Origin of the sequence: Streptacidiphilus rugosus AM-16 (assembly GCF_000744655.1) — a bacterium.
In the GTDB taxonomy this organism is placed as follows: Bacteria; Actinomycetota; Actinomycetes; order Streptomycetales; family Streptomycetaceae; genus Streptacidiphilus; species Streptacidiphilus rugosus.
Window position 1 is genome coordinate 490,538 of the sequence record NZ_JQMJ01000001.1, and the last position, 13,064, is coordinate 503,601.

General features: G+C 68.9%; 11 protein-coding genes and 3 pseudogenes. 8 read left to right on the forward strand and 6 right to left on the reverse strand.

The annotated features are described in order from the left end of the window. Positions 1-304: 304 nt before the first annotated feature. Positions 305-1,027, reverse strand: a complete 723-nt coding sequence (locus BS83_RS48715; RefSeq protein ID WP_157596771.1) for a class I SAM-dependent methyltransferase — start codon at positions 1,025-1,027, stop codon at positions 305-307. Between the two features lie 585 nt (positions 1,028-1,612). Between BS83_RS48715 and BS83_RS48185 the strand changes: the two genes are divergently transcribed. From BS83_RS48185 to BS83_RS02215, 5 genes are all read left to right on the forward strand, one after another. Continuing rightward, positions 1,613-2,284 (forward strand): LysM peptidoglycan-binding domain-containing protein, encoded by a 672-nt coding sequence (locus BS83_RS48185; RefSeq protein ID WP_037599988.1) that lies wholly within the window; start codon positions 1,613-1,615, stop codon positions 2,282-2,284. A 132-nt stretch (positions 2,285-2,416) separates the two neighbouring features. Beyond that, complete coding sequence (locus BS83_RS02205; protein ID WP_157596773.1) at positions 2,417-3,241, forward strand: DivIVA domain-containing protein; 825 nt, start codon at positions 2,417-2,419, stop codon at positions 3,239-3,241. Positions 3,242-3,303: 62 nt separating this feature from the next. Then, complete coding sequence (locus BS83_RS48720) at positions 3,304-3,651, forward strand: helix-turn-helix domain-containing protein (protein WP_408640950.1); 348 nt, start codon at positions 3,304-3,306, stop codon at positions 3,649-3,651. A 603-nt stretch (positions 3,652-4,254) separates the two neighbouring features. Next, positions 4,255-4,509 (forward strand): hypothetical protein, encoded by a 255-nt coding sequence (locus BS83_RS02210; RefSeq protein ID WP_037599991.1) that lies wholly within the window; start codon positions 4,255-4,257, stop codon positions 4,507-4,509. A gap of 64 nt (positions 4,510-4,573) precedes the next feature. Then, positions 4,574-4,987, forward strand: coding sequence for an ATP-binding protein (locus BS83_RS02215; protein WP_198035101.1), 414 nt, complete (start codon positions 4,574-4,576; stop codon positions 4,985-4,987). A 133-nt stretch (positions 4,988-5,120) separates the two neighbouring features. On the opposite strand, the pseudogene BS83_RS02220 reads toward BS83_RS02215, so the two are convergent. The 4 genes and pseudogenes from BS83_RS02220 to BS83_RS02235 all read right to left on the reverse strand — a co-directional run. Next, a pseudogene (locus tag BS83_RS02220) lies at positions 5,121-6,237 on the reverse strand (RNA-guided endonuclease InsQ/TnpB family protein); the annotation flags it as partial. Between the two features lie 49 nt (positions 6,238-6,286). Further along, a pseudogene (locus tag BS83_RS02225) lies at positions 6,287-7,427 on the reverse strand (IS110 family RNA-guided transposase). Positions 7,428-7,467: 40 nt separating this feature from the next. Next, positions 7,468-8,340 carry an IS3 family transposase gene (locus BS83_RS02230; RefSeq protein WP_037599992.1) on the reverse strand — a complete coding sequence of 291 codons (873 nt, stop codon included), beginning with the start codon at positions 8,338-8,340 and terminating at the stop codon, positions 7,468-7,470. Continuing rightward, positions 8,337-8,645 carry a transposase gene (locus tag BS83_RS02235; protein ID WP_037600517.1) on the reverse strand — a complete coding sequence of 103 codons (309 nt, stop codon included), beginning with the start codon at positions 8,643-8,645 and terminating at the stop codon, positions 8,337-8,339. Before BS83_RS02235 ends, BS83_RS02230 begins: the two co-directional genes overlap by 4 nt. Before the next feature lie 845 nt (positions 8,646-9,490). Here BS83_RS02235 and BS83_RS41240 point away from each other — a divergent pair. Beyond that, positions 9,491-10,174 carry a GNAT family N-acetyltransferase gene (locus BS83_RS41240; protein WP_051942450.1) on the forward strand — a complete coding sequence of 228 codons (684 nt, stop codon included), beginning with the start codon at positions 9,491-9,493 and terminating at the stop codon, positions 10,172-10,174. Positions 10,175-10,734: 560 nt separating this feature from the next. Further along, positions 10,735-11,157: a helix-turn-helix transcriptional regulator gene (locus BS83_RS48505; RefSeq protein ID WP_332262305.1), complete on the forward strand. Its 423-nt coding sequence runs from the start codon at positions 10,735-10,737 to the stop codon at positions 11,155-11,157. A gap of 77 nt (positions 11,158-11,234) precedes the next feature. On the opposite strand, the pseudogene BS83_RS47090 reads toward BS83_RS48505, so the two are convergent. Continuing rightward, positions 11,235-12,419 (reverse strand): annotated as a pseudogene (locus BS83_RS47090) (MFS transporter); the annotation flags it as partial. A 180-nt stretch (positions 12,420-12,599) separates the two neighbouring features. On the opposite strand from BS83_RS47090, the gene BS83_RS44925 reads away from it, so the two are divergent. Further along, the gene (locus BS83_RS44925) at positions 12,600-12,875 is read left to right on the forward strand and encodes a hypothetical protein (protein ID WP_157596780.1); all 276 of its coding nucleotides are present in this window, start codon (positions 12,600-12,602) and stop codon (positions 12,873-12,875) included. Positions 12,876-13,064 lie beyond the last annotated feature (189 nt).

The following is a 13,064-nucleotide window of genomic DNA, read 5'->3' on the forward strand; positions in this document are numbered from 1 at the left end:
GAACAGCCGGCAGGGCGGATTCCCTGGCCCGGCAGTCACAAAACGTTCGGTTCCGGTTCACGCTGACAGCATCGGCACCAAGCCCTCCCCGCGATGAGACCGTGATCACCGTCGGACAGATGGGCGCTCGCCTGCGTCGACGGCACGCCACTGAGCCGGCCCTCCCGCCGCCCGGGCATGCGCCCGCACCAGGGGTGCAGCCCAACCGTCGCCCGGCGTGCGTGCGGGAGCTGCTCGGGCACGCCCGAGACGACGACGCAAAGGTCCAGCTACGGTTGGTGCTTGCCGGCAAAGTGGAGCAGTGTCATCGACGGGGACAGGTCCCGCGCGATCGCGTCCAGGGTCGGCACAAGCCTCCCCCAGAGCAGCCCCGGTCGGTGCGGTAGGGACACGCGCTGCACTCCGGCGACGGCAGGGTACGCCGAGCGCAGCAGGGTCGCTGGTTCGCGTTCATCGACCACCACTTCTCGGGAAGGCGGTAGCCGCAGGCACGGTCCTGCTTCCGCATGCGGCGCGTCGCGGCGGCGAACCAGCCGGGACCGCGTCGAAGACGAAGCTTCCGCCCGGGAAGCTCTGCGCACCCAGAGCGATCACTTCGCGGACCTCCCGCGGCCGCCAGATACATCAGCAGACCCTGAGCCGTGACGAGCACGGGAGCCCCGGGCGGGACCGCTGCGACCCACCGTGGATCGCGCGCGTCGCAGGAGAGGACCTTACGCCGCTCGTCGGAGGGCACGAGCGTCTCGCGCAGCCGCATGGACGCGTCAAGGTCGACAGGGAGCCACTGCATCCGCCCGACCCGCCAGAAACCTGTCTCAAGCCCCTCCCCCAGGGCGACCACCGTTCCGTTGGGAAGATCCTGGAGAAAGCACCGGACCACATCGTCGAACGCGGCGGCTCGTAGCGGGATCAACTGGGCCAGTAGGGGGTGCGCCTGACCGAAGCGCTCTTCGAAGGGAAAGTCGATCCGCCGGTACAGCTTGAGGGCGCGCGGATCGTCGAGCACCGTCCCGGGGCGCGGCCTCATGGGCGCGCAGGTACAGCGTTCAGAGCATCGTCTCCGGCACTCCGGCGAGCTCTGCCCGGACAAGGTGGGATCGATGGGGCCTCATGCGTTCATAGCGGCCCGCGCTGTTCCGGCTCGCATCGGCAGAACTGCTGCAACGAGACAGATCCGCCCACCGGGGCAGGCCGGAGGGACGCGCCGATCCCGCCGCCCTGTGACGAACATCCACCGACCGGTGCCCTTTCAGGCGATGCCGCCCTTCGGCAAGCGGTCTCCGCGGCTCGCAACGAGGCCGGCCACACGGCTGCGCACAGAACCAACCGGCCTCAAACGGAAGGGAGTTGGTGCGGGGGATCCCTGATCGCGCAGCGGTTGCCCGCATGGTCGGTGCCGGTACTTACCGCGCCTGGGACGGCACTTGGCTCGCGCCGAACCGCCTGCCTATCGTCCGGGTTAATCCATCCGGAACAGTCAGGCCCGTACCCGCTTCGGCTCTTCGAGGTGCGCACCCCGCATCGCCCTGGCCATCACGCTGTTCGCCGTACAACCGTCTGCGCACTCGCTCAGTTCAGACAGTCGACCGAGGGAAGCGCAGAGAGGAGCAAAATGTTCGTCAACCGTCACAAGAAGCTCATCGGGAGCCTGATACTGGCCAGTCCCGCCTGCGTCCTGCCCATGATCGGAGCTGTGTCCGCTCATGCGGACTCCTCTCAGAGCGTCTGGGATCGTGTGGCCACCTGCGAGAGCACCAACAACTGGCAGATTAATACGGGGAACGGCTTCTACGGGGGACTGCAGTTCACCCAGAGCACCTGGGACGCGTACGGCGGTACCGCCTTTGCGCCGCGTGCCGACATGGCCACCAAGGACCAGCAGATCACGGTCGCGCAAGCGGTGCTCGCAGGACAGGGCCCCGGCGCCTGGCCGGTCTGCTCCGTCGAGGCGGGGCTCACCGAGGCCAACGGCTCCGCGGCGATGCCGCCGGCAAGTTCGGCCTCCGACGTGACCCAGACTTCCCAGACCTCCCAGGCCTCTCAGACCTCCCAGACGACTCCGAGCGACAACGCCGCTCGATCGGCCTCGTCGTCCACGGCAGCTTCGGTCTCCTCCACCTCCGCCTCTTCGCATTCGTACACCGTGCAAAGTGGCGACACGCTCACCAACATCGCCCAGAACCTCCATCTCAAGGGCGGTTGGCGCGCTCTGTGGGAGCGGAACCAGGGTGTGGTCGGTGGCAACCCCAACTATATCCTCCCGGGCCAGGTCCTCAGCGTCTGATGCCGCGCGCCCGGTCGGCCCGCCCACGTGGTCACCCCGCGGTCTCCCTGCAGGGAGACCACGTGGTCACCCCATAGGGCAGCCGGGCGGGCAGGCTCCCCTGCCCGCCCGGTAGCACGGATCGCCTCGCTCGTGTGCCTTCCGCGCCGCACCCTCGTCGCAGACGACGAGAGGCTGCGTACGGAACTGTGCCGCTCAACCACGGATCACCGCCGTGAAGACCGTCCAGAGCCGGAACGTCGACCGACCAAACACCGACACCGAGGCGAGAAGATCATGGCACTGACACCCGAGCTCGTCCGTCAGCAGACGTTCACCACCATGCGCCGGCGCGGTGGTTATTCCGAGGACGAGGTCCGATCCTTCCTGGACAGGGTCGGCAACGACATGACCCGACTGATCCACGAGAACGCCACTCTGCGTACCCAGGCCGAGACCCTCAACGCGCAGCATGCCGCAGCGGATCCGACGACGGCTTCGCTCCGCATCCTCACGCTCGCCGAGGAGACGGCCCAGCGACTGACCAGCGAAGCGCAGGCCGAGGCGGAAGAGATCACCTCCAAGGCCCGCGCTCAGGCGATGGACTTCGAACGCGCCGCTCGGGAACGTGCCCAGGCTCTGGACGAGGAGGGCAGGCAGCACTTCACAGCCACCATGGAGGAGCTCGAAACCCGCCGCCAGAAACTGCAGGAGCAGATCACCCACCTGGAAGCGTTCGAGGCGGAATCCCGCACCCGGCTCACGGCCTACCTGCGGCTACGCCTCGCAGAACTCGAGCCCACCGCACCGGCTGTCCCCCTGGCGACCACCGTGCGTATCGGGACCGACGAGGGCCGGACGGTCACACTCTCGCTGCCGGACAGCAATGAGAACGACGACGAGCCACCGCTGATGAGTCTGTGGAAGCCGACCGACTCCGTGCGCTGGCCCAGCGGGGTGATCCGGTCGGCGGTCTGATCGGTGGCGGAGCCCCGCCCTCGTCCCAGCCCGGAGCTGCCTCACCGGTTCTCTCCCAGGATGTGCCTGGCTTCAGCCGGGGAGGGAACGGGTTCTTGGCTCGGGGCCGCGAGGCCGCGGACCGCATCTACCTGACGGCAGGTCAGTGCTCGGCGCCAGCCCGCACGTCCGGTTGTGCCCGGGCGGTGTACAACGACTCTCTCCGGACGGGACTCCCGTACCCGAGGAGCGCGGATTGCCCGGACCTTTTGTCCGTGCACGGGGCCGGATGGTCCACCCTCCGCCGCATGCTCGACGGGAGGGCGACGGCCCGGTACGGTCGCCGCGTCGGCATCGTCGGCGGGGCGTGCGGTGTCCCGTGTGACCGTGACCTCGACGGCCCGGAACATCCTGGCCGCCGGACGGGATGAACGCCTGCGGGGGCCGGTGAGAGCCGGCGTGGCAATCCACGCCACTGCCGTCTCGGGTCCGCCAGGTGACCACCCACCTGACGGACCCACGTCTGTCCATCCCCGATCTTGCAGGGTATCCCGGGCTTAGGTGGGGAAGGAGTCACGGAAGCACTCCACGGTCGCCCGCCGTGAAGCTCCGGCTCACGACATGAGCCTCGAACGCTTGTCGTTCACCCGTTGTGCCCAGTCCAGGCCGGAGGTGGGTCAGCCCGAGGGCTGACGTAGAGCCGACGTTCGCGTGGGTCAATCGCCGAATCGCTCGCCAGACCCGGGCACGGCGATCACTGTGTGCAGTGTCTCGTCGCCGTCTGTCTTCCGCCGGGTGCGGGTCAAAAGGCGCTGGAATTGACGGGTAGCCGCCACGACGGGCGAGCGGGGCCTACGTCTCGGGATCATGAGGGTGGCTGCCGTGAATCCCTAGTCTCTGCCCCCGGCGCGGGACTAGGGAGTCTGCCTGATGTACGGGTCGGGACAGGGGAGCAGGGTGGAGAACAAGGAAGCAGGTGGCGGTCCCGCAGCGGCGAACCGACCGAGGCGGGCAACAACCGGGAAGTGATCTCCATGTACGCCGAGGCAGTGTTCGAGTACAGCACGACGCAGTGGCTGCCCTGGGCCGGGCCCACCCCCGCACGGCGCTTCGCTGCTCCCTTGGCCAACCGTGCAGAGGCACCCGTGGACCGGTTCCCGCAGCAGCGATGCTACGTCAGCGAGAACGGCAAGCTGCGCGACGAGACCACACACGACCCCCGGCTGCGGTACCCGCACAGCTACACCCGCCGCGACATTCTGATCGCACTCGCTGCGGCTGAGGACTAGGCGGTCGATCACGATGGCCGTTCACGGCATCACCTCCCCCCAAGATCGGAGCCAAGGCGGCTCGGTGCCGGCCTGGATCCTGACGCCCGACGCGCAGGCCCCGGCCCGAGCCCGGCGCCTGGTGGCCGACCAGCTCGCCGCTTGGCAGCTGGACCAACTCGCCGACGACGCCGTTCTGGTTGTCTCCGAGCTGGTCAGCAATGCGATTCGGCTTGGCCAGGCCGTGTGTCTGGCGGTCCGCGCCGTGGCCGCTGCCGGTCGCCGGATGCTCCGCATTGAGGTCACCGACTCAGGAATTGGCCCTGTCGCCTCCGCCCCCAGCCTTCCGGGTGACGACGCGGAACACGGCCGCGGTCTGCCGATCGTTGAAATGCTCACGGACTCCTGGGGTTGTGACCAGGACACCCATCACACACTCGTCTGGGCCCAGTTTCCCATCCCCGCGACCGCGACGTACACGACCCTGGCCGCAGCGTGACGCAGGCCGGTGACCACTGGCGGGTGGCCTTGCCATCCCCACGCGGCCGACGTTGCTGGTCGAGAAGGCTGTGACTCCTCCCCCGGATAAGTCCGGGGGCTTCTCGCTGGCCCGGGTGGGCGTTGTGACGGGCCAGCCCGGCCCGTAGAACGTTGATGGCTGCCACGGTGTCTGCGTGCGCGGTGTGGCTGCACCTGGTGCAGTGGAAGGTTTCCTGGGTGGGCCGGTTCTCCTTCGTGATGTGCCCGCATGCGGGGCAGGTGCGGGAGGTGTTGCGGGGGTCCACGGTGATCACTGTCCGGCCCGCTTTCGGCCTTGCTGGTGAGGATCGTGAGGAACACCCCCCATCCGGCATCGTTGATCGACTTGTTCAGTCCGGTCTTGGCCGCTGTGCCGTTGGGCAGGAAGGTGCCCGGCCGGTCGGGGTCGGGTTGGGGCGCGGGGGCCGCGAGCATGTTGCGGATCCCCAGGTCTTCGTGCGCGATGAAGTCGTGCGCACGAATCAGGTCGAGGGCGGTCTTGTGGGCGTGGTCAAGGCGCTGACGGCGGACCTTGCGGTGCAGGTCCGCGACCTTGGTGACGGCCTTGTGGTGGTTGCCAGTGCGCTTGTCGCGGCGCACACACGGGAACCGGGCCAGGGCCTGCTGTGCGGCTTCGAGTCGCTCGGCGGCGGTGCGGGCGTGGCGGGGGTTGGGCACGAACCCGCCGCCCGGGTCGGAGAGGAAGTTGGCTGTCCCGAGGTCGATGCCGACCACGGAGCCCGTTGTGGGCAGTGGTTCGGGCTGTGCCTGTTCGGCGGTGAGGATGACGTACCAGCGCTTGCCCTCGCGCCTGACGCTGACGGTCTCCGACCACCGGGCGGTGCTGGTTGACCTTCACGCAGCCCACGCCTTGCAGGCGCACGCGGGTGACGGGGTCGTGCGGGGTGGCATCCCAGCGGCACAGCCGTCGCCGTCCCTGGGGAAGTCCACCGTGTCGAACCAGGCCACACCCCGGAACCGCGGGCAGCCGGGCGTCTCGCCAGCGTGGACGCGGCGGAAGAACGCCGCGAACGCCTTGTCCAGACGCCGCAGCGTCGCCTGCTGGGACGAGAACGACCAGCGGCCCTGCCGCTCCGGGTCGAACACCCGGATCTCCTTGAGCTGCCCGGACTGGTCACCGTACTTGATGCTCGTCTTGGAGACATGCCGGTAGGCGTCGCGGCGCTCCTGCAACGCGCCGTTGCAGAGCGAGCAGTGATCACGCAGCATCTCGCCGAGTGCCTGCGTCTGGCCCACGGTGGGCTTCCCAATGCTGAAGTCAAGCCGCAGCGGTTACGGGAGGTGTGACTTGGTAGCACCGTCTGTCACGGATCAGAGCCCACAGGACGTTGACGCGGCGGCGTGCAAGGGCGAGGACTGCTTGGACGTGCCGCTTGCCCTCGGCTCTCTTGCGGTCGTAGAAGGCACGGGAGTTGGGGTCGCATCGGACGCTGGTGAGCGCGGACATGTAGAAGACGCGCTGCAGGCGCCGGTGGTAGCGCTGTGGCCGGTGGAGGTTACCGCTGACCTTGCCCGAGTCCCTCGGGGCCGGGCAGACGCCGGCGTACGCGGCAAGCCGGTCCGGGGTGGGGAAGGCGTCCAGGCTTCCGCCGACGGCGGCGAGGAACTCCGCGCCGAGGATCGCCCCGATACCGGGCACGGAGGTGATCACTTCGGCGAGCTCGTGCTCGCGAAACCGTCCCCTCGATGAGCTTGTCGGTCCCGGCGATCTTCTCGTTGAGGGCCATCACCTCCTCGGCCAGGGTGTGGACCATCTTGCCGATGGCCTTCTCCCCGGCCACGGCCCTGTGCTGCCGCTCGGCGGCCTCGACGGCCTTCGCAGCCAAGGCCTCGGCACCGTATACCTTCCGGTTGCGCAGCCACGTCGCCAGCCGCTTGGAGCCGGCGCGTCGGATCGCCGCCGGGGTCTGGTAGCCCGCGAGCAGTCGCAGCGGCCCGGCATTGCCGAGGTCCAAGGCCCGTTCCACGGCGGGGAACATGCTGTTCAGCAGGGACCGAAGCCGGTTGGTGACACGAGTGCGGTCGGCGACGAGGTCCGCCCGGCGCTCGGTCAGCAGCCGCAGTTCGATGACGGCCTCGCCATCGAGACGGACGGGCTGCAGGTCGCGGCGCATCCTGGCCTGGTCCGCGATCACCCGCGCGTCGCGGGCATCGGTCTTCCCCTGGCCGCGGTAGCTGTCGGTGGCACGGTTAACCGCGACGCCGGAGATGTAGACGAGCTCCTGCCCGTGGTTGACCAACAGGTTGATCAGCAGCCCGGGCTCGCCGCCGGTCATGTCCATCGCCCAGGTCACCTCGCGGCCGTCAGCGATGGCCAGCACGTCCGCGATCAGCCGGATCAGCTCCGGCTCGTCACTGGCCACCCGCCGCGACAGCCGCGCGTTGCCCTCCACGTCCAGTGAGCTTGCTCCGCTTTGACGGACACCTTCGGTGTGGCGGTCAGGCCGCCAGGACGTTCTCGTAGCCGGCGGGAGTGCGGTAGCCGAGGCTGCTGTGCAGCCTGCGTATGTTGTACCAGCCCTCGATCCACTCGAAGATCGCGGAGCGGACAGCCGCCCGGCTCGGCCACGTGCGGTCGCCGATCAGCTCCCGCTTCAGGGTGGCGAAGAACGACTCCGCGAGCGCGTTGTCCCAGCACTGCCCGGTCCGGCCAACCGACAGGCGGACGCCGAAGTCTCTTGCTAGGGCGGCGAATTCGTGACTCGTGTATTGGCAGCCGCGGTCCGTGTGGAAGATCACCGGAGCCGATGGGCGGCGGGTCCTGCAGGCCGCTCGCAGGGCGTCTGCGACCAGTTCGGTCCGCAGATGGTCGGCGGTGGCCCAGCCGACAACGCGACGCGAGGCGATGTCGATGACCGTGGCCAGGTAGAGCCAGCCCTCCTCGGTCGCGATGTACGTGATGTCGCCGCACCAGCGCGCGTCCAGGGCCGTCGGGTCGGGCTGGAAATCGCGCAGGACCAGGTCCGGCCGGGAGGCCGCCTGCGGGTCCGGGATCGTGGTGCGGTGGCGCCGGCGGCGGTGTCGACCCTCAAGGCCTGCCTGGCGCATCAGCCTGGCGACCCGGCGGCGTCCGCACCGGTCGCCGCTCTGCTGGAGCTGCGCGTGGACGCGTGGGGCTCCGTAGCTTCCCCTGGAGTCCGCGTGGATGTCCGTGATCTTCGAGGTCAGCTCGGTGTCGCGGACGGCGCGGGGACCGGGCTCGCCGTTGCGGCGGGCGTAGAAGGCGGCACGGGAGACCTGGAGCAGTTCACACGCTCGTTTGACGTTGTGACCTGCCTGCTTCTCCGCCTCGATGAACGGGTGGACCGTCACCGGGTCTCCTTCGCGAAGAAAGCCGTGGCCCGCTTGAGAACCTCGACGTCCTCGCGCAGGCGGCGGTTCTCCCGCCGCAGCCGGGCCAGTTCCTCGCGTTCGTCGCTGGTCAAGCCGTCCCGTTGACCGGCGTTGACCTCGGCCTGGCGGATCCAGTCGCGCACCGCGGTCTCGGTCAGGTCGAAGTCCTTCGCGACCTGACCGACGGACCGGTCGCCGCGCTGGCACAGGTCGACGATCTCGGCCTTGAACTCCGGCGTGAACGAGCGCCTGGGCCTCGGCTTCTTCTTCCCCATGCTCTCCATGATGGACATCATCCTTCCGGGGCCGAAGCCCCTGATCAGGAGTGTCCGTCAAACCGGATCAAGCCCACAGAACCAGCGTGTGGTGGTGGGTCTTGCCGCAGTCGGTCCCCGCCCAAATCCGGCTCATCGCTCTCCATCAGGTCGTACTTGCCTTGCGCACCACGGACGACCTCGCCGGCATTGCTCTACACAGCGACCTTCTCGCACTTCCCAATCCGCGGCCGAGTCGTCGTGGGGAACCGGGCGGCCAAGCCCACAGAGCCACGGACGGCAGCCGCATGAAAGCCACACCCGGTTCCCCTGTGCGCCACAACCCTACGAATGGCTGGGACGAACCCAAAAGGAAGGTAGAGCCGCAAGAGGAACTTGTACGCACGGATCACCCGGCCCACCCCCCTCTCGCGTGATGTGATCACGCTAGGACACGCCACTGACAACACAGCGTCCTCCGCCGCTGCGCGGCTCCGAGCCAAGGATGCGTTCCCTCCCCGGCTGGACCGCAGGGGTGGCGGGGTCCGTTGGCTCGAACGAAGGATCGGGCCCTGCCGTCGTGCGAGCCGGGGATGACGGCCCGGGGCTGATGCGAGTTCCGATGATCTTGCATATTGCGGATCTGGGAGGTGTCCTCGCCGGACGCGATGTCGCGAATGAAGGGGAGCCGGTTCCCCGGTGGTCTCCGGCCCTGCCCCTTCGCGCATCGAATCCGGCCTTCCGCATCACCCGACGGTGCGGCTCGGTGCCAAGTCCGTTGCGGCAGGCTCGCTGTGCGACGCAGTCCGCGGATCGAAGGAGCGGAGCGGAAGCCAGGTTTTCCGGCGCGTCGGACCGGCAAGGAGGAGGAGCAGTTGGCACCTCAGGCAGAGCGCACGCCGTCCTCGGCGCGCCCATCCGCCGTGCTCGTCCCGCTGGCGCTGGGGGACTGGGTGGACGAGTTCACCGACGTCCAAGCCCAGGCGAACGGATTCCCTCTGCACGAGACGGCCGCTCGGCGTGGCATGATCGCGTCGCACACCGACGAGCCCGGCATCCGCTCGGTGGGTGCCTTCAACGTCGACCGGCTCGTCGGCTTCGCGTTCGGGGCCCCTTTCGACACCAGGTGGTCCTGGGCCGCGCGGATGACGGATGCCCTTGCCGCGAACAGGAACTGGGCCGCCTATGGCGCGCCATTCTGGTTGTTGGAGATCCACGTCGTTCCTGGCCTGTGGCGCCAGAAGATCGGGACCAGACTCCTCGCCGAGCTTCTTTCAACAGCTTCCGATCAGTGGATCGGACTGACGAGGTTGGCCAGTGCGCATCGCGCGCGCCAGTTCTATGAACGCGCCGGCTTCTGTGACCTGCCGACCGTCCCAGCGCCGCCTGGCTACGTCGTGATGGGAGCGCCCCCGGTCACGCAGAGAGTGCCCGACACCTTCTGCGGTGACGGTAGCCGGACAATCGGTACCGCGAGCGCGTTCGCGAAGCCGTCACCCCGCCGCCTGCTCCAGCGAGGCGCGGTATCAGCGGCCGAAACGACGCGGAGGCAGACGTGATCGGTTGTCTCGCCGGTTGCGCTCATTTCGGCGAAGGCAAGTCGGGCGCCGGGAAGGTACGCTGACACGTCACGATGGTCAATACCAGACGCGCCGCCCAGGAAAAGATTCCCGAGGTCGTGTTCGCGGCCCGGCCGGGGACGCCCGCCGGCGCTGAGGTGATCTCCCTGGCGGATCTGCGCGCCCGGGTGCGTCCCGAGCGGCTTGCCGCACCCCAGCGCCCGGACTTTCACCATCTGCTCACTCTCACGAGTGGCCGCCTGCACCACACGGTCGACTTCACCGGGTACGTCCTGGAAGCCGGGAAGTGGCTGTGGGTTCACCCCGGACAGGTGCACCAATGGGGGGACATCAGCCGGGCCGAAGGGCATCTCGTGCTGTTCCAGCCAGGATTCCTCGACCCGGCCACCGTCACGGCGGCCCGCGTGGATGACCCGTACGCGCCGGTCCTCTATGCCCCCGTCGCTGGCGACGCCCAGGCTGTACGGTTCGCCCTCGAACACTTCCGCCTGGAGTTCCAGGACCTGGAACCTGTCTCCGGGGACATCCGCGTCGCCGTCATGCGGCACCTGCTCGCGGTTCTCGTACTCCGGCTCACACGTCTCACCAACGTTGTCGGCGGCAGTGCCCCCGTACCCCCGGACCCGGCCTATCTGCGGTTCCAGGACGCCGTCGAGCGCGGTTTCGCACGGAGTCGACGGGTCGAGGACTACGCACGGGCTCTCGGCTACTCGCCGCGCACTCTTTCGCGCGCCACACGCTCCAGCGTCGGTGCCGGTGCCAAGGAGTTCATCGACCGCCGCGTGATGCTGGAGGCCAAGCGACTGCTGGCCCACAGTGACCAGAGCGCGACCCAGATCGCCGTGCGGCTCGGCTTCCCCAGCGCCACCAACTTCAACAAGTACTTCCACCAGCGGGCGGGCCAGACCCCGCTCGCCTTCCGGGCCACTGTCCGCGGCGGCACGCCGCTGCCGACGGCATGACGGTCGTCCCGTGGACGCGTCGCCTCGCGCCCTTCTTCGGTGCGCAGACCCGGGCCGCGGGCCCGGAAGGCGATGAGCGCTGCGGCTGCTGCGGCCGGGACCAGGCCGAAGGCGGCCATGCTGACGCGCGGTCCCACCTGGGTGATGAACCAGCCGACCAGGGGACCGCCGAGCGGAGCCGTGAACGCGACGGTGTAGACGCCCATGACCCGGCCCCTCATCTCGGGCAGCGCGGCGAGTTGGGCGGCCGCGCTGCTGGTGACGTAGAAGACGGTGCCCAGGGCGCCGACAAGGGCCAGCATCAGTGCGAATGACACCGTTCCGGGGGCGAGGGCGCCCACTGCTTCGCTGACGCCGAACAGGCCTGCGGTCACCGCCAGCATCCGGATCCCGGCATGCGGGCGATGCGCGGCGACCAGGGCCCCGAGTAGAGATCCCGCACCCGTGCCGGCGCTGAAAAGCCCGTACCAGCCCGGCCCGACATGGAAGACATCGGAGGAGAAGGAGGTCAGCACGACGGGGAAGTTGTAGCCGAACCAGCCGACGAACCCGGCCAGGATCACGGTCCGGGCCAGGTCGGATCTACTGCGGACGTAGCGGAGACCCTCGCGCACCTGCCCCGGGGAACGCCGTGATCGGGTGCGTGCGTGCAAGTCCTGAGGACGGATGAGCAGCAGGCCCGCAACGACGGCGCCGAAGGAGGCCGCATTGAGGGCAAACGCCTCACCGCTGCCCGCAGCGGCGATCAGAGCCCCGGCCGCCGCAGGTCCCACCAGCCGACTGGCGTGCCAGCTGGCTTGGCTCAGGCCCACAGCGCTGTGGGCGTCTGCGTCCGGCACGAGCTCGAGAACCAATGCTTGCCGGGCAGGGGTGTCGAAGGCCTGTACGGCTCCCAGGAGACCAGCCAGCACGTAGACGTGCCAGATCCGCACGGTACTGGTGAGTGTGAGCGCGGCCAGGGTCGCTGCCAGGACGCCCATGGTCGACTGGGTCACGATCAGGACCCGACGGATGGGGAAACGGTCTACGAGCGTGCCTCCGTACAGGCCGAGCAGCAGCATCGGCAGCCCCTGGAGTGTTCCGGAGAGCCCGACGGCGACCGGGCTTCCGGTGAGGGTGAGCACCAGCCAGCTCTGGGCGATCCGCTGCATCCACGTGCCCGCGTTGGACACGGTCTGCCCGAGGAAGAAACATCGGAAGCTGCGGACCCGCAGGGCATGGAACCCGCCGGGCCTCGGGCGGACGGTGGATGTGGTGGTCAAGGCTGCTCCCGGCCGGTACGAGGGTGCGTCACCGACCCGCGGAGGACACGGGTGGCACAGGCGGTCACCGTCCCATCCCGCCGAACCACCGGCTTAGCCCCGCACGCAGCCGACCGGGCAACTTCGGCTGCCCGCTGACAACTCGTGGCCATGTCTACTCGGGGCTGATTCAAAGTCCTGGTGATCTTGCGTCTGGGCTGGTCACGGGATGTTGAGGAGGTCGAGCGGGCGGGTGAAGGGCTCGTGGGAGACGTGGTGGGGGCCGGCGGCGATGCTGGTGTGGTCGTGGTCGCGGGGGGTGTGGATCGCGAGGTTGTGCAGGGTGGCCGTGTTCTCGGGGCCGTGGCCGGTGCGGATCTTGGAGGCGTCCTCGCCGAAGGCGGTGTCGCGGACGAAGTGGAGTCGGTTCTCGGTGGTCCGTTGCGAACGGGCCAGCTCTCCGATCCGCTGCGGTGAGGCCTGCTGGTGGGGCAGGTCGGTGAGCGCGTAGAGGGTCTGCCGGGTTCGTTTCCCGGTCTTTGAGGTCGGCGCGGTGGCGGGTGATCTTCGCGGCCTGGGCGGCGTGGGGGAGGTCCAGGCCGAGGTCGGTGACGGTGAGCATGCGGGTCACCCGGGTCTCGCGGCGATCGTGCCCGGTGCCGCGCC